This window comes from Fervidobacterium gondwanense DSM 13020, assembly GCF_900143265.1.
Taxonomy (GTDB): Bacteria; Thermotogota; Thermotogae; order Thermotogales; family Fervidobacteriaceae; genus Fervidobacterium; species Fervidobacterium gondwanense.
In genome coordinates, this window is record NZ_FRDJ01000006.1 from 1 (window position 1) to 23,493 (window position 23,493).

Genomic DNA, 23,493 nt, shown 5'->3' on the forward strand with positions numbered 1-23,493 from the left:
AACGAAAAAAGGGAACAAGTATCTAAGAACATACCTAGTAATGGCAGCGAACGGAGTAAAGACATACGATCCTGTATACAAAGAATATTATCGCAAAAAGTACGCAGAAGCAACAACACACAAACACATGAGAGCGCTAATATTAACTGCAAGGAAATTAGTAAATTTAGTGTATTATTTACTAAAGAACAACGTACCGTATGTACCGATGAAATAGGTAAAAAGAACGAAATCAAGTATGTGAAGAATGAAAGTGAAATATTAAGTTATTGAAAGTCAAAGTGTTGACTAGGTTTTTTATTTTTCTATTTTTTCTCCTCTTGACTTATTACCGGAAATCTTTTAAATGGTGTGGAAACGGTGTAGCCCCCCAATTTTACAAAGCCGTATCTTTTTTGGTACAGTGATATTATACTACAAATTCGTCCCGTAATGCAAATATGTTTACTTGAACAAACAATATTATACAGAAAATAGCAAGAATTATTGCATTACGTTTTTATATTTCCAACTTTTGTGGTAAAATAAAAGCGTGAATTGGAGGTGGTGGGTGTGTATTACAAAGTTTCTCGCGATCCAATTTATTCGGAAATCATGCTGTACCCTATTGAAATAATAACAATAGACACCAAAGCGATGCAAAGGTTAAGATATCTTAGTCAGCTTGTTGGAGCTGAATATGTGTATCCAGGCGCAACGCATACGAGGTTCGCTCATTCCTTGGGTGTTATGCACTTATCCGGTGTTTATGCTGAGCATCTATATGACACACCTGACAAAGTAAGAGTTTTACGCCTTGCCGGTTTGCTCCACGACATAGGACATGGTCCTTTTAGCCATCAATTCGATGATGTTGTTTACAAAAGGTTGGGCTTCAAAGATGGACATGATGATTTTAGGATGAGACTCCTGAGAGAATATTTTCCAAAAGAATTGACAAGAAAGTATGAAGAGGCCCCTTCTCAGTTAAAGAGAGCAATAGTTGAAGACTTAGAAATAACACTCGGGCAGATTTCCGAAAATATGACAGAGAACTTCGCACAATTGATGGAAGAGATAATCAAAGTATATGAAGGAGAGAGTTCTGGAACAATAGATTTCGCTATTGTCCAAGGACCACTCGGTGCTGATAGGCTAGATTTTGTGCTGAGGGATTCATATTATGCCGGAACAAGAGGGTTTGGCACTGGTGCAATAGATAGGCTGATACGCAACTCAATGATAGTTGAACGCGATGGAAAGGAAATTTTGGCCTATGATTCAAAAGTTGTGGACGAAATTTATACAATACTTTTTGGAAGATTTATGATGTACAAAAATGTCTATTTTCATAAGACTTCCAGAGCCGCAGATATGATGATACAAGAACTTTTGGATCTCTCTTACAAAGCACTCAGATTAGATGAAAGAGTGCCAAATTTGGAAACTTTCCTCGATCTAACAGACCAAACAATTATCAATGAAGTGATATTCAACTTTTACAACCTTGTCCAGCAGTACGGTGGAGATGAGGAAACAAAGCAAGCACTGTTAAAGTATGAAATCGATCTACAACCACTTGAACTTGATATAGTCATGGCTTATGAAATCATCGAAAGATTAAAATCGAGAAATCTCTGGAAGGTTGTTCTGGAAACGCCGTTTTCCATTGAGGGTGTAGATCCAACATTGGTGAGTCAAGGAATCGCAAGCGACTTGCTCCAAAAGATTCGTTTAAGGCTTGAAAGAGCAATCGAAATAGCTGATGAAGAGGACAAGAAAGTTATAAAACATGTCATGAGCAATTTCGATGAGATATTCAGAATCGATACACCATACAAACTCACAGTTGTGCATCCGGAAGAATTTTTGAGAAGCAATATATACATAATCAAGAAACATCATCTCATGACTTTTGAAGAGTACGTCCGTTCATATCCCGCATATAATTTCATGAAGAGTAATCTTATTCAAATAATAAGAATTTATGTTACAAAAGACATAAGGGAAATTCTTGAAAAATACAAAATCTTGCCAGAGACAACTATGGAAATAACAACTCGCTGGTAAGTTGGAAAAATCTTGAAAAAGGTGGTTGGTTAAATGGTCCTCCTCTTTGACGTTGGCAATACTCATACAACGGTTGCCTTAACTCGAAACGGCAAGGAATTTGAGAAATATAGACTATCAACGGTACGCTATGAGACAGAAGATGAGCTGTATGCATTCTTGAAGAGCTTTTACAAAGAATATATTGAAAACATTCCTATTGTTGTTTCTTCTGTCGTGCCTTCTATGAACGTGATTTTTGAGTATTTTGCAGAAAAGTACGGAAATGGGCAAGTGTATTTCGTCAGCGCACTTGGATATGATAAGATTAAATGGAATGTCTCTTATCCAAAAGAAATTGGTGCTGACAGGGTTGCCGATGTCATAGCCGCTTACAAAGACTATGGAGAAAATTGTATCGTCATTGACTACGGTACAGCTATAACTATCGAGGTTATCAAAGACGGTTCGTATGAAGGCGGGGCGATATTACCTGGCTTTGCGATGATGATAAACGCGCTTTTCAAAGGTACAGCTAAATTGCCTCTTGTTGAAATCAAGCCATATAATGGATTCATCGGAAAAGATACAGAATCAAACATACAAATAGGAACAATAAATGCAACCGTGGGAGCTATCAAATACGTTATCGAAAACATAGTGAAAGAATATCAGACTCAACCAGTTATAATTCATACAGGTGGTCAGTCTGTTTTTGTGAAAGATATTGTTGAAGGAATAGTTGATAAAGATTTGACACTGAAAGGGATGTACTATTTCTATGAGGAAACGAAAAATTCTACTCGTTAACCCTTGGATAGAAGACTTTGCAGCTTACGACTTTTGGCTTAAACCTTTAGGCTTATTATATGTTGGAAGTTTTCTCAAGAAGCTTGGAATAGAAGTTGACTTAATAGATTTGATGAATAGATATGATCCTTTACTCCAAAGTGAAGTGACCGTGCCAAGAGATAAGTTCTATGGAACTGGTAAGTTTCCACACACGGTCATACCAAAACCAAAAATTCTTAGCTTCATGCCAAGAAGATACAAAAGATACGGAATGCCTGAAGAATTATTCAGAAAAATCTTGAGAGAGCATAGAGGAGAAGTAGGCTCAGCTTTTGTAACTTCTACACTGACTTACTGGTATCCCGGTTATTTCGATACGATAAGGGTAATAAAAGAAGAACTCGACGTGCCAGTATTCTTCGGCGGTTTTTTTGTCAGAAATCAACCTCGTATAGCATTGAACTCAGGAGCCTACATTTTCACAAAAACTGATTTGAGGTTTTTGCCAAGATTTTTAAACGATGTTTTGGACTGGAACATCCCTGAAACGAATATTGACTGGTTTACTGAACTCTCACCAGCTTATGAACTTTATCAACGAATCGGTTATGTAGTGCTTTTGACGACGATTGGTTGCCCTTACAGATGTACTTATTGTATAGCACACAGAAATTGGGAAAAGATGAAATTCAAAAGTCCAGAGAAGGTTATAGAAGAGATTGAAACCTTTTCGCAAATGCATGGCGTAAAAGATATAGTTTTCTTTGATGATGCGATTCTAATAAGTAAAGAAAGACATTTTAAACCAATTCTCAGGTTGATTTTAGAAAAAGGATTGAATAAGCGTCTAAGATTCCATCTTCCAAACGGCATACATGCAAGATTGCTTGATGACGAAACTGCGCATTTGCTTTACGAAGCGAATTTTAAAACTATAAAGCTTGGGTATGAAACATCTGGAAAACTTCAGATAACCACTGGCGGAAAAGTGCGTGATGAAGATCTCGTGAGAGCTTCAGAAATTCTTCACAAAGCCGGATTTACGCACAATGAAGTGAGCGCGTATATAATGATCAATCTGCCGGGACAGTCGCCAGAAGATGTTACAAATGCAATAGATGTTTGTGCCTCGGTCGATATTGATTTCTCCGTAAATGAGTTTACGCCAATTGTTGGGACAGATATTTGGCTTGATTTGGTGAACTCTGGAAGGTTAACAGGTTTGGAAGATCCCTTGTTACTTAACAATACTGTCTTGCCTTATTGGTGGAATAATATGACATACGAACAAATCCACGAAGTAAAAGAATATGCTAAGAATAAAAAACAGGAACTTGGCTGGAAATAATTGAAATATTAAGAAGCATGTAAAGGGGAGGGGGATTCTCTGAAAGAATTATTTCTTTCCGTTACTAAGAATTTACTGTACGGTCTAATTGCTTACGTTCTGATCAGCCTACCTCGAGAGATATTACGGTGCTTGTTCTATAATTTTTTAACACCTAAGGAAAGCCGAAAAACATTGCCTTCCTTGAATCCATTTCGTTACATAGACCCTGTTGGAATTTTCGCATTCATATTTTTTAACTTCGGCTGGACGAGAGCTCCGTTCATAGATTTTACAAAGATGAGAAAGAAAAAGCTCTTCACATATGCTTCGTTCGGAATACTTTCAAGTTTTGTTCTTGCATTCTTGTATGGTTTTTTAGCACGGATTGCTAATCCCGTATTTTTTGATGTCTTATACAGAGCGTCTTTATGGAGTTTCACTTACGGGTTAATCTCTATCCTCCCAGTACCACCACTCGATGGTTCAAGGTTGCTCTTGGCTTTTCTTCCAACTAAATCGTACGAATGGTACATAAAATTCAATGTCTATGGTATTATATTTATGCTTGGACTACTGGTATTGTGGATTTTGCCACTGATAATGCAGCCGTTAGTCATTTTTATCACAACTGTTACAAACTATATTGTTTTTGGAAACTGGTAAAACGCAAGGGGGCGTGGTATAATGAATGAAAAAGCGCAAGAACTCGAGAGATTGGTTGAAGGTATTGTTACGAGTTATACGGAACTTAAGAAGGAAAATGAAAAGCTCTGGAATGAGCTCAATAGAGCTATTGAGAAGATAAGTGAGTTGGAGCGCGAAAAGAATCATCTGGAAAGTTTGCTCAGGAACAATGAGGAAATAATAAACAAATTGGTCGTCAGGGTTAAAGACCTGATGAGGATATTGGAAGTGAGCGAACATGAGGAAAGTTAAAATATCGGTTTTTGGAAAAGACTATGAGTTCGCCACTGACGGTTCTGATGAATTGATAGATTATGTACAAAAGAGGCTCAGAGAACTTCAAGTGACTTATAGATCACTTTACGAAGAAATTCCTTTTGATGAACTCTTGGTGTTAATCGTCTGTGACCTGCTTGAACAAGAATACAACTCACAAAGACAAATTGACGAACTATACATGCGAGTAAAAGAAAAAATAAAGCTTCTGGAGGGAAGATAAGATAGATGACTATTGGATTGTTTGACTCAGGAATTGGTGGTCTCTCGGTTTTAAAAAAGCTAATTGAGACGCTACCGGCCCATTATATTTACGTAGCGGATACCCTTCGTGCCCCATACGGTACGAAATCAAAAGAGACAATAGAAACTTTTAGCCGTGAAATAATCGGCTTTTTGGTGGAACGAAAAGTCGAGCGGATATTTGCCGCTTGTAATACGTCTGACTCAACGTTAGCAAAATACAGGCACGCGTTCAAAATACCATACCACAGTATAATACAAGCTGGCGTTAACGCATCTAAATATGACCGCGTTGCAGTCATAGGTACTCACACAACAGTTCAAAGTGGCATCTACAAACATGCATTGGAAGAGAGAGGCAAAAAGGTATCGCAAAGACCAGCTCAGTTGTTCGTATCTCTCGTTGAAGAAGGTATCTTTTATGGAAATATGGTAGAGGCTGTTGTAAAGTTCTATCTTGAACCTTTCAGAAGATTTAAACCTGATGAGCTAATTTTGGGCTGTACGCATTTTCCTTTCTTGAAAGACATAATATCAAGGGTTATGGAAAATGTTAGGATCATAGATCCTGCCGATGAGATGGTGAGAGAAGTGATACATCTTGTCGGAAGTGGAAAACCTTTCGTAGAATTTTATGTTACTGGAAACCCTGAGGAGTTTGAAAAGAAATTGAAGAAAATAGGGTTCAGGCACCCATACCAAGTCAAACACTTAGAGGTGTCTCAACTTGAACAGAAGGTGATCTACTTTGAAAGAGCTTGTGATATTGACAGGGTACTCGGGAGCGGGTAAGTCAACAGCAGCAGGGCTTCTTGAAGATCTTGGATTCTTTTGCATAGATAATCTTCCGCCAGAGGTCGCTTATCAAGTTGCAAGCATTGTACTCCCGAGTGTAGAGAAGCTTGCAATAGTTATTGACGTAAGGGGATACATGTTCGGAAATGTTATCAAAGCGATAAAAGATGTAAAAGAGAGATTTCCATTTACGAAAATCGTTTTCTTAACAACAAAGAAGGAAATCCTTATTCAGCGTTTTGCGCACACCAGGCGTTCTCACCCACTTTCTAAACAGACAACTTCCATATCCGAGGCAATAGATCTGGAAACTGAAATGATGAAGGATGTTTTCGACATCGCTGATATCTTGATAGATACTTCTCAACTCAACCCCCACCAACTTCGTGAAAAGCTTACAATGTTGCTCGAAAGTAAACAACCAACTGGTTTTACTGTTCACGTGATAAGCTTTGGTTTTAAATACGGCATACCGTTGGATGCCGATTTTGTTTTTGACGCAAGATTTTTCCCAAATCCCTTCTATATTCAAGAACTTCGCTCAAAAGATGGACGCAACGAGGAAGTGAAAGAATTTCTAAGGAACGTCGACGGGGTAAACGAATATGTAGAGAAGATCAGAAGCATCTTAGAATTTGCTATAGCTCGCTACAGAACTGAAGGCAGAAAAGAAATCACAGTTGCCGTAGGCTGTACGGGAGGACGCCACAGGTCTGTATACTTTGCTGAAGAATTATCAAAAGTCTTTGAAAATGCGGGATACGAAACAACGGTTGAGCATAGGGATGTGGCTCTCGGATGAAAGTAGTAGCAGTTGGTGGAGGCACAGGACTCTCCACGCTTTTAAGAGGGCTCAAGAATTTTGATTGTAATCTAACCGCAGTTGTCACTATAACTGACGAAGGCGGAAGCTCAGGAATACTGCGCGAAGAACTAAACGTCCCACCGCCTGGTGATATAAGAAATAACCTTGTAGCTTTGGCAAGTTCTGAAAATATCCTTAGCGCAGTTTTGAACTACAGATTTGAAAACGGATCGCTGGCGGGTCATACTGTCGGAAATATATTGTTAGCCGCTTTAACAAAGATGACCGGTAGCTTTACCGAAGCCATTTCAAAAGTATCAGACATTTTGGCAATTAAAGGAAAGGTCTTGCCAGTCTCGTTAAAAATGGCAAGGCTTTTAGCGATATTTGAAGATGGTGAAGAAATTTGCGGTGAGACAAATATAGTAGAATATTGCAAAAGCTCAAGAAAGAGAATAAGAAAATTGACACTCGAAAACCCGGTTGAAATCAATCCCGAAGTTGAACATGCAATTGTTGAAAGTGATGCGATTATTTTTGGACCGGGAAGTTTGTATACAAGTATCATCGCCAACTTTGTGGTGGACGGTTTTTCAAACGCAGTCAAAAAATCGAAAGCCTTGAAGATTTATGTAAGTAACATAATGACTCAGCCAGGTGAAACAGAAGGTTATACATTGAAAGACCACGTTTATGAAATAGAGAGATACCTTGGTACAAATTTAAATTATATAATACATTCATTACCACCTGAATCTAATGTACTTGAAAGATATGCACAGAAAAGCTCGTATCCAGTAAAGATTGACATCGATGACACAAGACTTGTCGTTGGACACTTTTCACGAGTACTTTACGAGACAGAGCACAGGATAAGGCACGACTCTTTCGCAGTAGCAAATGCTATTTTTAATCTGCTAACATCAAAAATAGAAAATATTGATAAAGCACAATCAGAGGTGACAATGTGAAATACACATTTTCCGAGGAAGTTAAAGGTGAATTGTGCCAAGTCGAAATACTCAGCATCGAGGAAGCTCGTGCTGAGTTAAGTGGTTATTTAAAAGGTAGGGGAACATATGTAAAAACTTCTGTTGATAGCTACATATCATTAGAAGTCGGATTTATTCCAGCAGCTCGCAGAATAATGAATTTAATGCATACATTGGGGACAGATAAGAAAAAACTCACATTGATTAAAAACCGGCTACAAAGAAAGAGAGTTCAGATTTTTATCCCTACGGATATTCTTGAAAAGCTCGAGATTTCAATAATCACTGTTCCGGAAGGCATAGAAAAAGATATAGGTCTTTTTGGAGCATTTTTGCGTGGGTTGTTTGTTTCAACTGGTTCTGTAACTGACCCATTGAGGAGTTATCATTTTGAAATTGTTTCTTACAATGAGCAGCTACTGTACTATATTCAAAAAAATCTGGATGAAATTCTCGGCGTATATGGTAATATTACAAAATTGAGGTATAATTATAGATATTATCTCAAAAGCGGGCAAGATATACAAGAACTCTTTGAACTAATGGGAGCTATAAGAGCATCAGCTCATTTGGAAAAGATAATAACATCAAGAGAGATAAAGGCGGATATAAACCGCACACTTAATTTTTTAAGTGCTAATGCCAAAAGAACTGGTGAAAGCAACGCAAAGCAGATTGAGATTATAAACAAGATCAAAGAAGCTGTCGGGCTTGAAAATCTTCCTGAGGATTTAAGACTATTTGCTCAGCTGAGATTAGAAAACGAAGAATTGTCACTTACAGAAATTGGCGAACTGTATGATCCACCTCTCACAAAAAGCATGGTATACACGAAAGTTAGGAAACTGATGAAAATATACGATCAACTCGATAGTCTTGTGAGAGAAAAAAATGTGTAAATACAAATAAGAGTGGTGAGGTACGTGAGATGTCCATTCTGCGGTTACGAAGATACGAGGGTTTTGGACTCCAGAGAACTCAGCGAAGGAAGAGCAATTCGAAGAAGGCGCGAATGTCCCAACTGCCACGCAAGATTTACAACATACGAGCGATATGAAACAGGCCCAATAACTGTTGTAAAAAAAGATGGTCGAAGAGAAAAATTCGACAGAAAAAAAATTCTAAATGGACTGCTAAAAGCATTTGAAAAACGGCCAGTCACTACTGAAGATATAGAAAGAATTGTTGATAATGTTGTTTCCACTCTTCAAAAAAGCGGCGCGATCGAAATCAGCACTGAACTGATAGGGAAAATAGTGATGGAAGAACTGAGGAAAATAGACCAAGTTGCATATGTGAGATTTGCGTCTGTTTACAAAGATTTCAGGGAAATTGATCAGTTCATAGAAGTCATTAAAGAACTTAGAAACGAGAATCAAAGTAAATTCTAATAGTTTTAAAATGCGAAAGAGCGCGTAGGAGGGATTTACGGATGGAAAAAGTGAAACTCACGAAAGCAGGTTACGAGAAACTTAAACAAGAACTCGATGAATTAAAAAGACAACTCATGTTTGAAATTCCGGAGAGAATTAAAGCTGCAAGAGAGCTCGGAGACTTGTCAGAGAATTCAGAATATCAAGAGGCAAAGAATGAACAAGGAAGAATAGCTTCAAGGATAAATGAACTCGAACAGATGCTCATGAATGCAGAGATAATAAGTGACAATTTTGATTCTTCAACTGTCGGTTTGGGCGATTGGGTACTCCTTAAAAACCTTGAGAACGGTAGCGAAATGAAAGTACAGCTTGTCAACCCTCAAGAAGCAGATATATTTGCAAATAAGATAAGCATAGATTCTCCACTCGGTAGAGGAATAAACGGTGCTAAAAAAGGTCAGACAATAAAGATTAAAGCACCAAAGGGCATAGTGAAGTATCAGATAATGGATATAACCGCTGAATAATCTTGGCTTTAAGTAGTAAATCCATAGGAGGGATTTATCTTGTTAAAGGATTTTAGGGAGCAACGAATCAGGGAAATTGAAGAAATCAGAAAACTTGGAATCAACCCGTATCCTTATTCATATAACAAAACACACACAACAGAGGAAATAAAAAAAGATTTCGAACACTTAGCCAATGGCGAAGTCACAGACAAAAAAGTATCTACGGCCGGAAGAATCATGTCTATCCGTGAACACGGTAAGAGTGCGTTCTTCCACATAAAGGACACATTTGGTCGTATACAAGCTTACGTAAGAAAAGATAAAACTGAAAACTATGAATTTTTCAAAGAACATATAACAATGGGCGACATAATAGGTGTAGAAGGCGTCGTTTTTAAGAGTAATACGGGTGAAATCACGATACTTGTAGAGAAGTTTGAATTACTCAATAAACCACTCAGACCAATGCCAGAGAAATGGCACGGAATAAAAGATAAGGAAATACTTTACAGACAAAGATACGTCGACATGATCGCAAATGATGAAACAATAAAGAGATTCAGAATGCGTTCTGATATAATAAGAATGATAAGAGAATTCTTAACACAAAAAGGCTTCTTCGAAGTTGAGACGCCTATTTTGCAGTACCTTACCGGCGGGGCATCAGCAAGGCCCTTCATCACACACCTCAACGCTCTTGATATCGAAATGTACTTGAGAATAGCTACTGAACTCCATCTGAAGAGATTTATCGTCGGCGGTTTTGATAAAGTATACGAAATAGGAAAAATATTCAGAAACGAAGGTATCTCATACAAACACCACCCAGAATTTACGTCTATCGAGCTGTACCAAGCATATGCTGATTACGAAGATATGATGAACCTTACAGAAGAGCTAATCACATACCTTGTCGAACAGCTTTACGGAACGACTAAAATCACGTACCAGGGGCAAGAAATAGATTTCACAAGGCCGTGGCGTAGAGTTAAGATGCGTGACTTCATCAAGGAAAATTTAGGCATCGATATTCTCGAAGATAGCGACGAAAAAATGGCTGAGTTCCTGAAATCAAGAGGTGTAGAAATAGACATAAACGATAGAGGCCATATGATTGAAAAGCTGTGGGACCTTGTTGAAGACAAGGTTGTGCAGCCCACATTCTTGTTGGAACACCCAGTTGAGATTTCGCCGCTTGCAAAAAAGCATAGGGAAGACCCAAGAGTTACGGAAAGATTTGAACTAATTATCTACGGTAGAGAAATGGCAAATGCATTCAGTGAGCTTAATGACCCTGTTGATCAACTTGAAAGATTCATGAACCAACTCAAGCTAAGAGACCTTGGCGACGAAGAAGCGCACATGATGGATAAAGACTTTGTCAGGGCTCTTGAATATGGAATGCCACCAACAGGCGGATTGGGAATTGGTATAGATAGGCTCGTTATGCTCCTCACAGACAGTGCAAATATCAGGGACGTCATAGCATTCCCGCTTGTAAGGCCTGAAGGCGATGTAGATATTGAAGAAATCGAAATTTCTGAGGAAGCAAAAGAAGGGGGAGAAGGAAGATGAGTAAGGAAAGTAAGGATGTAAAGCTTAGGAAAACTATTAGCAAGTGGCAACAGATTTTCATCTGGGTTATAGCTATCGCATTTATCGCAGGTATAGCACTCTGGGCTTTGGCAGTTAACTACTCACCGAGCGCAAAGAAAGCAAAGAGGACTATCGAAGAAGCAGTCGGATACTTGACAGTAGATGGCACACCTGTGAAAAACGAAAAGTATTGGATTTTCCCAGAAGAAGTTGAGCAGACATATGGTGACCTTCTTGCACAATACAATAACCCAACATTGGACCCAGCATTCGAACAACCATACGTCAAAACGCTTGTGGCAGTAGATCTACTCAACAAGAAAGTGATACTTTACTACGCCGAACAAAACAAAATTAAAGCTGATCCAGCCAAAGTAAAAGAAGAAGTGAAAAAAGAAGTAGACGCAGTAAAGAAAGACCAATCAAAATCTCAACAGATTAAGACGCAGTACGGAAGCATATCAAATTACGAAAAGGAATTCAAAGCTCAAAAGGAAGTAGAACTAACAATCCAGGCAGTTAAGGACAAACTCGGCGCAGTTTCTGAAGACGAGATGAAGAAATATTACGAAGAGAATAAAGCTGATGTAATCACTAAATACACAAAAGCGGAAGTCGCATACGCTACATTTGATACGAAAGAAAAGATGCAGAACTTTGTTGCACTCGCAATGGATAAAGGCGTTACAGCCGCTGCTTCTGAAGCATCTGTTACTTTCACAGACTACACACTTACAAAAGGTACACTACCTGAAGAACTTGAATCACAAATATTCGATGCAACATCAACCATCGTTTCGTTCCCATACAATGAGACATATTTCGTTTTTAATGTAAAGAGTGTGCAGAAAGTCGATACATTTGACAACTTCAAGGCCTCAAGCGCGTACAGTGAAGTGCTCGGAGAATTACAAAACAAGAAATTTGCTGAGAATTTAAACAAATGGAAAGAAGAAAACAAGGTAGACATAGCATTTAACGATCCGGTTTACAAGACCTGGTATACTGCATTATCTTCTGAAGAAAAAGATTTATTAAATGCTTACAAAAAATTGTATGAAGAACTTTTCAGCGAAGATGAAAATGTTAGAACGGATCTTCCATACGAGCAAAAAGCAGCGTTTATAGTAGTTGCTGATAGGATCGCAGCAAGCACCGACACAGCATTAGAAGTAGTAAAAGCAGATGTCAAAGAATTTGAGAAAAAGATCGTTCAGTCCATATACGACCAAATAAAAGGTTCTTCGCTCGAGATATTAAGAAGAATGAAAGAATACTATCCTGAAAAGAAAGACATCGCGTATGATTACTACTCAAAGCTTTATGATCAAATAAAACCATACCTCTCAGTAGGTGGAGCATACTACGTAATGAACCAACTCTTTGAAATCTATCAAGGTTTCGCAGATCTTGCTGAATCCACTTCGACAGATGTAAAGATACGTGCAGATTCGTACTACAAGCTGTACGATATGAACAAACAACTCGACGATCCAAAAACGGCAAAGGAGTACCTCGCAAAACTTAAAGAGATTAAACCAGATTACAGCATTAATTTCGAAACCGCCGAAAAAGAACTCGAAGATATGATGAAGCAAAAGGAAACAAACAATCAGACAAACGAAGCAACACAAACAAGCCAGAACAAATAAGCAATCAAAAATCCCCCGCATTAGGAGTGCGGGGGATTATTTATTGAGCTACTACTTCAAAATCTGGAGGTGTGCGTATGATTAACTTGAGAAGAGTATTTTCATTTTTGGTACTTTTGTCTGTTGTTCTATTTCCCGTTATTGCTCTTTCTGTACAACAATCTACAGAGGTTAAGATTCTTGGATACTTAGAAATGGACGGAAAAGCACTTGAAGGTTCGCAAATAACAGAAAGCGACGTTGAAGATATTTACCAAGCATATCTTGACTATTACGGTTCTTTCGATCACATTTTCGAAGAACCCTACGTTAAAGCGTTGGTAATAGACCAAATCCTGAAAGATAGATTCATAGAATACCTTTCAAAAAAGGAAGGATTAAGCATCGAAGAATTTGAGGAAAAACATTCACAAATTACTGATAAAGACATGGAAGAATATTACGATGAAAATCGTGCAGAAATCATGGAGGAACAATACGTTGATTTTGATTATGCGGTTTTCGAAACACAGGAAGAGGCGTCTTCGTTCTACGAGCTGGCGCAAAAATTAGGTTTCCAAAAAGCTTTGGAGTCTCTCCCAGAAACGTCGACGCATGAAACAGACACATATGAAGGACTGAAAAAATCAGAAACAGGAGATGCTTTTGTAGACATACTCTTTGGCGATTATGAAAATAAATTGAGACTGCACTCGACAGAGAATGGGAATTTTGTTTTTTACATAAGGAAATTAAACGATCTTTCAACGTTTGAGCAATTCAAAGATTCTCCGCTCTATGCAGAAGTTCAGTCTAATCTTTCGCAGAATAAATTCCAAAAATACATAGAAGAAAAAATCAATAGTGAGAAGGTTAACTACGTTACTGCGAAAGAGTATGAAATCTGGGTAAAGATAGTCCGAGGGATTCCAGCTGAAGAAATATTGAATCATCATATTAAAGATGTGTTTGATTCCACCGGTAATTTAACCACTGAAGAACCTTGGACTATATCTGCAATCCTAACGGTTATAGAGGACGCAAAACTTCAAGATGAATTTTCGAAAGAATACGAAAATGGAATCCGCAAACTATACGATTTGGGCAACAAATCTTTCTTAGTTTTGGCAAGGTTAAAGCAGTATGATAATTCCGAAAAGGTGTCAATTGAATACAACGTCGAGCTTTCCAAAATACTTATTTCTTACATTGAAAACGGGGACACTCTCTCTGTAATGCAATATATATACAACAACATTATGGAATTGAGTAACTTAAGCGATTCATCAAATCCTGAAATTAGGCAGACCGCTCTTGAGTATCTCTATAAGATGTATGAGGCTTTAGGAGACGATGAGGCCGCAGAGGTATATCTTGAACAATTAAAGAATGAGAATCCAAATTATGAAGAAGAATGATCAAGAGTAATTAGAGAAATTCTTTGGTACTGGGGGTGTGATGATGCACTGGGTGATAACTGGTGCAAATCGTGGTATAGGGCTTGCCATCACAAAACAATTGTTAAAAGAAGGTGAAAAAGTTACTGTGGGCATTAGAACATCGATGCCCTTTGAACACATTAACCTAACTGTTTTGAAAGTCGATACGTCAAATCCTGTTTCTATCTCAGAATTTGCTGAAAAAATAGATGAACCAATCGACGTACTAATAAACAACGCAGGAATACTGATTGAGGAAAGATTTCCAAACGTTACCGAAGAAGGCATGCTGTTATCTTTCAAAGTCAACACGATGGGGCCCTACATGCTGATTCAAGAGTGCGTTAAACTGAACAAGCTGAAAGACGGTTCAAAGATAATCAACATCTCAAGTATCCTCGGCAGTATAGCAAACACGGGTGGGACAACATCCGTTCCCTACTCTATTTCAAAAGCAGCACTGAATATGGTTACGAAATTGATGGCTCACAGGTTGAGAAATATGTACGTTATTTCTATGCACCCCGGTTGGGTTAAGACAGACATGGGTGGTGAAAATGCTCCAGTATTGCCCGAAGAATCGGCATCGGGTATAATTAATGTAATAAGAAAACTTGATAAAACAGGGGTTTTCTTAGACTACACTGGAAATTCCATAGAGTGGTAGAATTTCTTAAAATGTTTAGTAGAAACAAGCTCCCGTAATTAAAAAAGTGAAATAGAATAGTAATCATTGGGGGTATCTTCATATGAATATAAAGCGTGCACTGATAAGTGTATCGGACAAAACAGGTATTGTAGAATTTGCGAAGGAACTTGAGAAACGAGGTGTTGAAGTAATCAGCACTGGCGGAACTGCTCATCTCCTTTCTGAATCTGGAATAAATGTCAAGCAAGTATCTGACGTAACAGGGTTTCCAGAAATATTGGGAGGCAGGGTCAAAACTCTTCATCCGTTCATTTTCGGAGGAATACTTGCAAATTTTGACGAAAAATCCCACATACAAGACCTTGAAAGGCACAACATAACCCCAATAGATATGGTAGTTGTTAATCTGTACCCATTTGAAGAAATTCAAAAACAAACAAGAGACGAGGACGTGCTCATCGAAAACATAGACATCGGTGGAGTTGCACTGCTGAGAGCGTCAGCAAAAAACCATCGAAACGTTGTCGTTGTCTGTGATCCGGCAGACTACGAGAAAATTATCAAATCACTTGACTTATGTGGAGACGTGCAGTTGCATGATAGAAGAATCTTGGCACTCAAAGCATTTTACTATACTATGAAATACGATGCGACAATCCATAGAGTGCTATCTGAGCTGTTTGCTTCGGAAAAATTTGAACACATGACGTTCGAAAGATTTTCCAATCCACACGTAGATTACGAGGTTCTTGACAAAGTTGATGACAAATTAATAAAACTCAGTGAGCACACATCAGAATCGTTAGCTATCACATTGGGCGCCATCGTTGTTTCACTTGACCATAGCCTTATAGTCGGTTTCAACGATTCCACACCAACTTCTATGGTAAACATACGAAACTCAGGTGGTAGGTTGTGCGATTTAACAGGTACAACCGTTGTGCTCAGAAGGTTGACAAACGACATTGCAAGGAAACTTAAGGAAAGTACGTTCAAGACTATCGCCTGTGAGGAAATAGAAGACATAGACTTTGCAAAAGAAAGCTTAAAAAATAAAAAGATAATAACGTACTCTTACTTAAAATCGTTAGATAACCTTGAAAATATAAAAACAGCATCGCTGTTAGAAAACATACTTTTAAGAACAACAGTAAATGTTTCCAACGCACCTCAACTTCTCTTAGCACTAATGCCGAAGTATAGCATCATCGCAGAATTAGAAGATGGGTTCTTCAAATTCGAAGTTGACCTATTAAGCCCAACAGAAGCTCTTGAAAAGATATTAGAAAAGACTCCTGTAAAGATAATAAACGTATACGTAAATGGTCCAGTGGATAGTTTATTTAAGAAAATGTGCGGCGAAAACGGAATAAACATCTTCACTATTTAGAAATTGGCACGGTTTTTAGAATAACCCCTTTAGCCAAGCTTGTGAGCATGCTCACAAGCTTTTTTGTTAATTCGTACAAATTCTCCAATCTTCCTTCTTCCTCAGCTTTCTGAAAATCTTCTATCCGAACTCTTCTTTCAAAAAGGATTGATCCGAACGCTTTCTTAATCTCTTCGTGTATCGAAAAAAACGATGTGTATGAGTAAACAATGGCTTCATAAATCAGCTGTTCATCGGAAATTGGAAGTATGAGTGGCTTTGAGGACTTTATCAACTCCCGAAACTCATACTTACTTTTTGAAAAATATAAAAGAAACGTCATATAATCATCGTAAGCGGAATGTGCGTTTCTCAATAACATTCTCATCCTTTCGTCGAACAGATACAATAGCAGTTCTGGAACTGTTCCGGGTCTGACATGATACGGCTGCATCAAATCCTCCAAATAGTGCAAAGAATATGCTAGAAACCTATAACCCCAGTACTTATCACCTTTTTGAAAAGCATTCTTAGACATGTTGAGAAAGTGTAAAAATGACTTATCGCCCTCAAAGTATTCGAAGAACGAGACCTTAAAATATCCATGTCTATTTGCCTGTGTTTGTCCGAGAAAAAGAGAAGCGAAGAAGTTATCTTCAACAAAGTCCATACCATTATCCGGCAGTGATGAATATACTAAGTAAATCATCCAAACCGGAACCTTCCCATCGGAAAGATCTAAATCTGGCACAATATCTATAACTGTTTCTTGCAGTATGTCGTCCTCTCTATCTATCTTCTTCTCACCTTTTTGGACTAAATCATAAGTAATGTACCTTCCTGGCTTGTAATTTCGAGATTCTGAATATGAATATTCCGAAATTTCCACCAATTTGCTGTAATCAAAACCGTCGATTGAAGTGACAACAAGAAAAGTGAAAACACCGTGCGAGCTCCAAGAAAATGCCGTTATTTGGAAAATGAGTAGTATAATTAAGAAAAACAATGCAATAGATAATCTTTTCATATACAATCTCCTTTTTCAAATTCTTGTGTATTATATTGTGCGACTATTATATCACTGAAAACGCATATTTATTCCTTTAAGAAACTCAAAAGATGCGAGTAGGGGGGGATATTATGAAAATAGTTCACACCTCAGACCTTCACTTAACAGATGATGAAAAATACCAGCACAGATGGGATGCACTAAAAGAAATTGTGGAAGTCTTCAAGAAAGAACAAGCAGACATTCTAGTGATTGCAGGAGATTTATTCGATTCTGTAACCGATGCCAACAAAACATATGAAAAGCTGCGGAAGATACTCGATGAAATCCAAGTTATTATCCTTCCTGGAAACCATGACAATGAGTTTTACAACATAGAAGGCAAGCATTTGGGCAGTAATGTTACCGTAATAACAAGTATTGATGCGTACTTAGATTTTGATAACGTTAGAGTATTAGGATTACCGTACGAAGAAGGGTTAAACACTACAGAAAAAGTATATGAAAAGCTCCGGTATGCATCAAGTTTAAAAAAAACAGACAAGCTTAACATACTGCTCTTTCACGGCGAGCTTCTCAGCACATCTTACACTACTGCGGACGATTTCTACGAAAAAGGCAGGTACATGCCTGTTGAACTTGAAACGTTAAATTCCTTAGGGTTCAGCTACATTTTGGCAGGGCATTTTCACACAAGGTATGATGTAAGAAATATGGAAAACGGATACTTTATATATCCTGGTTCTCCCGTTTCAATCTCTCAAAAAGAAAAAGGCAAGCGGAAAATTAACATCGTCAAGTTGGGGGAAACACCGAAGCCTGTAGAACTGAATTCGTTCCACTACATTGAAAAAGAGGTACGCTTAAGTATAGACGATGACCCTATCGAAAGAATAGATACTACTGTCCAACAAACATTCCAAGAATCCCAGAACAGCAAATTCCTGCTCCTTCTCAAAGTAACGGGGTATTTCAATGGAGCTAAGTTTTCCATCACAGAACAGATGGTGAATATGCACTTAAATAGCCTGAAAAGAGACTACAATATTGAATGCCAATTCGATGCAAAAGACATAGGAAACATTATCGCTAACGACAAGTTAATGCGAAAAATTATCGAAAAAATAAACAGCAAAGGATTAGACGAAGAAAAGCGATATGCCATTATCAAAAGACTTGTAGACGCATTTTTGGAAATCAAGTAACACTGGAGGGATAAAAATGAGAATAAAAGAAATAAACATCAAAAAATACGGACCTATTGAAAACAAAGTATACAAACTTGGGAACTTCACGCTCTTTTACGGACCGAACGAAAGCGGAAAGACGATGATGGTTGATGCTATATTAAGATTACTAATTGGGAAGAAGAAGGGTAATTCTAGTATTTACAAAGATATAAAAGGAATAGATAGAGTCAGTGAAGACCCGGCAGGTTTTGTATTAATCGACAAAAATGGTGAAGAGGTAACGATAAGCAGTGGTGAATTTGCCAAGACCTTTAAAATACAACCTGATGAACTGAGGGGAATACTAATCATAAGAAATAGCGACTTAACGATAACCGAAAACGAGTCAAGCGTCTATTCACAAGTTGCAGATAAACTGGTGTCAACAGACATAAACAAGATTAAGGTGATAAGGGAGAGAATATCAGACAGAGCTGTTACAACAGACAGAGGGGAATATAAGAACCAAGAAGGTAAGAAATATAAAGATAAGTACAACGTTGCAAACCTATTGGTCGAAGAAATTGAGAAACTCACCAGTACCTTAAAAGAGAAAAAATACGACACAATGGAAATTGAGATGTCCGAACTTTTGGAAGAACAAAAACAAATAGAGGATACTATTAAAAAGGTAAAGCTTCTAAAGAAGAAGGAACTTGTAAAAGACTGTAAAAAACTGTTGGAAGATTTAAAAAGAATTGAAAAGGAACTAAGTACAGTTGAGATATATTCTGAAAATGACCTTGAAAACATATCAGTTAGAGAATCTAAAATCGAAAATACCAAAAAACAGTTAGAAGGATTAGAAGGTGAGATTAACAGACTTAGAGAAAAACTGAACAACATATCTGTAGAACTAAGGGACAAGAATTATTATTTACCAGAAAAGATAAGTCTGAACAACAAAGCTGAGTCGTTAATAGATGAAATCTCATCTTACAAGCAAACATACATAAAAAAAGATGTCTACAAGAGAAGGGCAGCTACACTCAAAAAATGGAGTTATATACCGCTCGTAGCTGCAGGTATTATTTTTCTCATATTCCTTCTTTTAAATCGAAATTTGATACTTCCTTTCTTAATCTCAGCTGGCCTCACAGTGATAAGCATTGTTTGCTTTGCAGTCTTAAAAAATACCAATAACTATCTAAAAAAAGAAGAGGAAGAGAAGAACAAGATACTAAGTGAGGGAAGTGCCATTTTTTCTATGGGCTTCAATGACATTGCAGAGTTAGAGTATGAAATAATGAAATCTCAAAAACAGTTCAAAGAATTCGATGAGGAAAGGAAGAGGTTAGGGTTTGAGGAAACTTCGCACGAAACGTTCAAAAACGATCTTGAAAAGAAACACCAAGAACTTCTTGCAGAACTAAGCAGAGAGCAGGATTTGTATAACAAGACACTTCTTGCATTGAAGGTTGCCAACAAAGAAGAACTTAAGGAAAAATTAGAACACAAACATTTATTAGATTCGGAAAGGAAAAAAGTCCGAAGCATTCTTGTTAAGAATTTAGAAGTACTGACTAACAGTAAGCTGAACGACAACGAACCAATAGAACTGCTTGAACATACTATAGAGTCACTTTTAAGCCAAGAGTTAGCACTACTTGAGAACCAAAGTGATGAAGAACTTGGCTCGCTTATAAGATTGGATATTGACGAGCTCGACGAAAAGAATGCAGAAATTAACCAAAGACTTGAGAAGCTACGCTCTGCAATAAGCATATTCCAAAACACTATCCATAAAATCGCTGCTGAGGCTTTAAGATATGGGCTTAGTGAATGCCTTCCTGTCGACGACATAGACAATTTGTACATTTCCGACATCGAAAAACTAAAAGAAAACCTTCTCAAGTTTATCAAAGAGCTTGAAAGACAAAAAGAATATGATGAAATAGCAAGAAATATCCTCAGTGAAATCGAAGTCGAAGAGAAAAGCACAATAAGCAGACTATTTACAGAAAGCAATTTGATAAAGATATTTACGGATATAACCGACAACAGATACACCGTTCAATATGATGATAAAAAGAACAGACCTGTGGTAATTGACGGACGAGGCAGAACGTTTGAGCCCTATCAACTCTCCGCTGGCACATACGATCAACTCTACTTTTCCATACGCCTTGCGTTAGCTGAACAATTATTCGGGAACGAAAAAGCGTTTTTCATATTGGACGATCCGTTTATAAAATACGATAAAAATCGGCTCAAGAAACAGCTCGAAAAGTTATTTGAACTCTCCAAACAAGGTTGGCAGTTTGTGTATTTTACGGCAAAGGATGAGGTACTGGAAACTTTGGAAAACCTCCAAGTGCCTGATTCAACCAACAATGCGCTAAAAGATATTCAAATATATAACATTGTTGATAGTTAAGGTTAAAACTTCAAAAAGCCGGCATATGCCGGCTTTATTTTTTGTTGTTTTTTCTACATTAATATTATCACCACTATTTGATGCGTAACATATGTTACAGTATTTCCACAGCACAACTTGTATAATAATGATGACTTAGGCAAAACTAATTAATAACTTTTTGGAGGTGGTAGTATGGCAGAAGTTTTCAACAAAAGAGAATACTTGAAGAATCTCATCAGAAGAGCTGATAAGAATCCGGAAGAGCTTGAAAAACTGAAGGAAGAGATAAAGGCAGTTATCAAAGAGCTCCAACCAGTCGAAATCGCAATTGTAGAGAACGAGCTTTCAAGAGAAGACGGCATAAGTGTCGAGAAAATTAGAGAAATCTGCGACATCCATCTTGAACTTATGGAAGAGTTCCTAACCGAAGAACCAAATCTCGAGCACTGGCACCCGATATACATATCAATGAAGGAGCACGAGAAGTTGCTCATACTTATGAAGCAGATGAAGAATCTCGTTGAAGCAACTGTCTCCAACCCGACTTTTGAAAATCTCTTAACTCTCGCAAAGTTAACCGAAGATTTGAAAGGAATAGAATTGCACTTTCAAAAGCAGGAATACGGAATATTCCCGTACGTGGAAAAATATGGTGTTGAGCAGCCACCGAAGGTGATGTGGTCAGAACATGATACGATGAGAGCTATGATAAGAGACTTTGCACAGATAATAGAAAACAGGGATTTGGAAGGTTTAAAATCACGCGGAGCACAGATAATGACTCAACTGCTCGAGATGTTCATGATGCACGTGCATAAAGAGAACCACATATTGTTCCCAACAGCTCTCAGCCTAGTTTCGGAAGATGAGTTCAAACTCATCAGGAAAGTCTTTGACGAAATTGGATACTGCTGCTACTTCCCTGAAGCGTTCACTGAAAGTTTACAAGAGCAGAAGATTCCAAGCAGCGAAGGAATTGAAAAACTCATAAGTGCATATAAGGAGATGAAGAATGCCTTAAAAGCGATCGGATACATAGACGAAGAAGATACAGACACCGTAAAACTTCCCTCTGGAAGCTTTAGGAAAGAAGAACTCGTTGCAATGCTCAATACATTACCATTTGATATCACGTTCGTAGATAAAGATGACAAAGTGAAATACTTCAGCGAAGGAAAGGATAGAATATTCTTAAGAACACGCTCCATCATTGGAAGGTCAGTTCAGAACTGCCACCCGCCAAAGAGCATACACATAGTTGAAAAGATTCTGAACGATTTCAAATCCGGCAAGAGAGACCACGCAGATTTTTGGATAAAGCTCGGTGACAAATACGTACTCATCAGATACTTTGCGGTAAGGAATGAAAAAGGCGAGTACCTTGGTACGTTGGAAGTCACACAAGATATAGCACCTATCCAGAAGATAACAGGTGAAAAGAGAATTTACGATGAAGAATAATTGAACAAGAAGGAGGTAAAGCCATGGTTTACAAAGTAGGTGATGTAGAGAATCTAATGAAAGGTCCAATCGATGCGAGAAGGTTTTACAACTCAGAAAAAGCTATCGTAGCAAAAATCACGCTCCAACCAGGAGCAGTGCTTGAAAAACATTCATCAAAAGAATTTGCATTGCTTTTTGTGCTCAGCGGTTGCGTAGAGGTGGAAATCGGAGATAACGTTTACGATTTAGAAAAAGATTCTCTCATAGAATTCCCAGAAAACATACTTCACAGTGTTACAAACAAAACAAGCGAGGTAGCAGAAGTCTTGGTTGTCAAGATTAAATAAACTCTCTAAATACGAGAAGAAGCCGGTATTTCCGGCTTCTTTCTTGTTATTTTTTAGTTCGTAGTTGGTGTATAATTATAAATACCGCTACCGTATCCACTCTGAAGGGAGGTGGAAATATGAAGCACAGGAATGTTATCGTCTTTCTTTTAGTTACTATGCTTATTTTTTTGAGCACTTCAGGCTTTGCTAAATGGACTGAAAAGAAAGAAAAGGATCCAAAAACCGGTAAACCTGCGGTCATTATAGTTTCTCCAGAAGGGAAAGCAAATCCGAACAAATCACTTCCAAACCTTACGGCAAGTCTTGTTATATCAACAGTAGGCTCTTCAGAGAACGTATACATTCGCTTTGGGATAGCATTGCCATTTGTCATTAAAGAGATACCTGCTCAAATCAAAATTATTCAGCCAGGTAAGAAAAACCCAAAGGTAGTAGATGCGAAGCTTGTGAGTTACAACGGCTATTGGTACATCGTTGATGGTCACAAATTCTCAAAAGATTTGAAAAATGCTTCAAGCGTTGAGCTTATACTTAACTTCGGGATGTTTTCAGTGACGGTGAATATCCCTATAAACTAAAAAAACAAAAT

Annotated in this window: 23 protein-coding genes and 1 pseudogene; 23 read left to right on the plus strand and 1 reads right to left on the minus strand. The window is 37.8% G+C overall.

The genetic code is table 11. The features are described from left to right. From BUA11_RS06060 to BUA11_RS06145, 18 genes and pseudogenes are all read left to right on the plus strand, one after another. Window positions 1-217 (plus strand): annotated as a pseudogene (locus BUA11_RS06060) (IS110 family transposase); the annotation flags it as partial. Window positions 218-552: 335 nt separating this feature from the next. Beyond that, window positions 553-2,049, plus strand: coding sequence for an HD domain-containing protein (locus tag BUA11_RS06065; protein WP_072759480.1), 1,497 nt, complete (start codon window positions 553-555; stop codon window positions 2,047-2,049). A gap of 33 nt (window positions 2,050-2,082) precedes the next feature. Continuing rightward, window positions 2,083-2,838: a type III pantothenate kinase gene (locus BUA11_RS06070; protein ID WP_072759482.1), complete on the plus strand. Its 756-nt coding sequence runs from the start codon at window positions 2,083-2,085 to the stop codon at window positions 2,836-2,838. After that, window positions 2,810-4,168 (plus strand): B12-binding domain-containing radical SAM protein, encoded by a 1,359-nt coding sequence (locus BUA11_RS06075; RefSeq protein ID WP_072759484.1) that lies wholly within the window; start codon window positions 2,810-2,812, stop codon window positions 4,166-4,168. Before BUA11_RS06070 ends, BUA11_RS06075 begins: the two co-directional genes overlap by 29 nt. A gap of 132 nt (window positions 4,169-4,300) precedes the next feature. Further along, window positions 4,301-4,813: a site-2 protease family protein gene (locus BUA11_RS06080; protein ID WP_245789580.1), complete on the plus strand. Its 513-nt coding sequence runs from the start codon at window positions 4,301-4,303 to the stop codon at window positions 4,811-4,813. A 21-nt stretch (window positions 4,814-4,834) separates the two neighbouring features. Then, window positions 4,835-5,086, plus strand: a complete 252-nt coding sequence (locus BUA11_RS06085) for a hypothetical protein (protein ID WP_072759488.1) — start codon at window positions 4,835-4,837, stop codon at window positions 5,084-5,086. After that, the gene (locus tag BUA11_RS06090) at window positions 5,073-5,333 is read left to right on the plus strand and encodes a cell division protein ZapA (RefSeq protein WP_072759490.1); all 261 of its coding nucleotides are present in this window, start codon (window positions 5,073-5,075) and stop codon (window positions 5,331-5,333) included. Before BUA11_RS06085 ends, BUA11_RS06090 begins: the two co-directional genes overlap by 14 nt. Window positions 5,334-5,338: 5 nt before the next feature. Further along, window positions 5,339-6,145, plus strand: a complete 807-nt coding sequence (murI, locus tag BUA11_RS06095; protein WP_072759492.1) for a glutamate racemase — start codon at window positions 5,339-5,341, stop codon at window positions 6,143-6,145. Further along, complete coding sequence (gene rapZ / locus BUA11_RS06100; protein ID WP_072759494.1) at window positions 6,102-6,950, plus strand: RNase adapter RapZ; 849 nt, start codon at window positions 6,102-6,104, stop codon at window positions 6,948-6,950. Before murI ends, rapZ begins: the two co-directional genes overlap by 44 nt. Beyond that, a complete protein-coding gene (locus tag BUA11_RS06105; protein ID WP_072759495.1) occupies window positions 6,947-7,924 on the plus strand; it encodes a gluconeogenesis factor YvcK family protein in 978 nt (325 codons plus the stop codon). The genes rapZ and BUA11_RS06105 overlap by 4 nt, the downstream gene beginning before the upstream one ends. Further along, on the plus strand, window positions 7,921-8,844 hold the full coding sequence (gene whiA / locus BUA11_RS06110; protein WP_072759497.1) for a DNA-binding protein WhiA: 924 nt from the start codon (window positions 7,921-7,923) through the stop codon (window positions 8,842-8,844). The genes BUA11_RS06105 and whiA overlap by 4 nt, the downstream gene beginning before the upstream one ends. Window positions 8,845-8,868: 24 nt before the next feature. Continuing rightward, on the plus strand, window positions 8,869-9,336 hold the full coding sequence (gene nrdR / locus BUA11_RS06115; RefSeq protein WP_072759499.1) for a transcriptional regulator NrdR: 468 nt from the start codon (window positions 8,869-8,871) through the stop codon (window positions 9,334-9,336). Window positions 9,337-9,377: 41 nt separating this feature from the next. Beyond that, window positions 9,378-9,848, plus strand: a complete 471-nt coding sequence (greA, locus tag BUA11_RS06120; protein WP_072759500.1) for a transcription elongation factor GreA — start codon at window positions 9,378-9,380, stop codon at window positions 9,846-9,848. Between the two features lie 39 nt (window positions 9,849-9,887). Beyond that, window positions 9,888-11,405, plus strand: a complete 1,518-nt coding sequence (gene lysS, locus BUA11_RS06125; protein WP_072759502.1) for a lysine--tRNA ligase — start codon at window positions 9,888-9,890, stop codon at window positions 11,403-11,405. Next, window positions 11,402-13,078 (plus strand): peptidylprolyl isomerase, encoded by a 1,677-nt coding sequence (locus tag BUA11_RS06130; protein WP_072759504.1) that lies wholly within the window; start codon window positions 11,402-11,404, stop codon window positions 13,076-13,078. The genes lysS and BUA11_RS06130 overlap by 4 nt, the downstream gene beginning before the upstream one ends. Before the next feature lie 77 nt (window positions 13,079-13,155). Continuing rightward, complete coding sequence (locus BUA11_RS06135) at window positions 13,156-14,475, plus strand: peptidyl-prolyl cis-trans isomerase (protein WP_072759506.1); 1,320 nt, start codon at window positions 13,156-13,158, stop codon at window positions 14,473-14,475. Between the two features lie 43 nt (window positions 14,476-14,518). Beyond that, a complete protein-coding gene (locus tag BUA11_RS06140; RefSeq protein WP_072759507.1) occupies window positions 14,519-15,163 on the plus strand; it encodes an SDR family oxidoreductase in 645 nt (214 codons plus the stop codon). Window positions 15,164-15,245: 82 nt separating this feature from the next. Then, window positions 15,246-16,535 (plus strand): IMP cyclohydrolase, encoded by a 1,290-nt coding sequence (locus BUA11_RS06145; RefSeq protein WP_072759508.1) that lies wholly within the window; start codon window positions 15,246-15,248, stop codon window positions 16,533-16,535. Here BUA11_RS06145 and BUA11_RS06150 read toward each other — a convergent pair. Continuing rightward, window positions 16,528-17,541: a phospholipase C/P1 nuclease family protein gene (locus tag BUA11_RS06150; RefSeq protein WP_072759509.1), complete on the minus strand. Its 1,014-nt coding sequence runs from the start codon at window positions 17,539-17,541 to the stop codon at window positions 16,528-16,530. The genes BUA11_RS06145 and BUA11_RS06150 overlap by 8 nt on opposite strands. Before the next feature lie 113 nt (window positions 17,542-17,654). On the opposite strand from BUA11_RS06150, the gene BUA11_RS06155 reads away from it, so the two are divergent. From BUA11_RS06155 to BUA11_RS06175, 5 genes are all read left to right on the plus strand, one after another. Continuing rightward, window positions 17,655-18,728 (plus strand): metallophosphoesterase family protein, encoded by a 1,074-nt coding sequence (locus BUA11_RS06155; RefSeq protein WP_072759510.1) that lies wholly within the window; start codon window positions 17,655-17,657, stop codon window positions 18,726-18,728. A 16-nt stretch (window positions 18,729-18,744) separates the two neighbouring features. After that, on the plus strand, window positions 18,745-21,129 hold the full coding sequence (locus tag BUA11_RS06160; RefSeq protein ID WP_072759511.1) for an ATP-binding protein: 2,385 nt from the start codon (window positions 18,745-18,747) through the stop codon (window positions 21,127-21,129). A gap of 174 nt (window positions 21,130-21,303) precedes the next feature. After that, on the plus strand, window positions 21,304-22,572 hold the full coding sequence (locus tag BUA11_RS06165) for a DUF438 domain-containing protein (protein ID WP_072759512.1): 1,269 nt from the start codon (window positions 21,304-21,306) through the stop codon (window positions 22,570-22,572). A gap of 23 nt (window positions 22,573-22,595) precedes the next feature. Next, the gene (locus BUA11_RS06170; protein ID WP_072759513.1) at window positions 22,596-22,901 is read left to right on the plus strand and encodes a cupin domain-containing protein; all 306 of its coding nucleotides are present in this window, start codon (window positions 22,596-22,598) and stop codon (window positions 22,899-22,901) included. 119 nt (window positions 22,902-23,020) lie between these two features. Continuing rightward, window positions 23,021-23,482 (plus strand): hypothetical protein, encoded by a 462-nt coding sequence (locus BUA11_RS06175; protein ID WP_072759514.1) that lies wholly within the window; start codon window positions 23,021-23,023, stop codon window positions 23,480-23,482. Window positions 23,483-23,493: the final 11 nt, after the last annotated feature.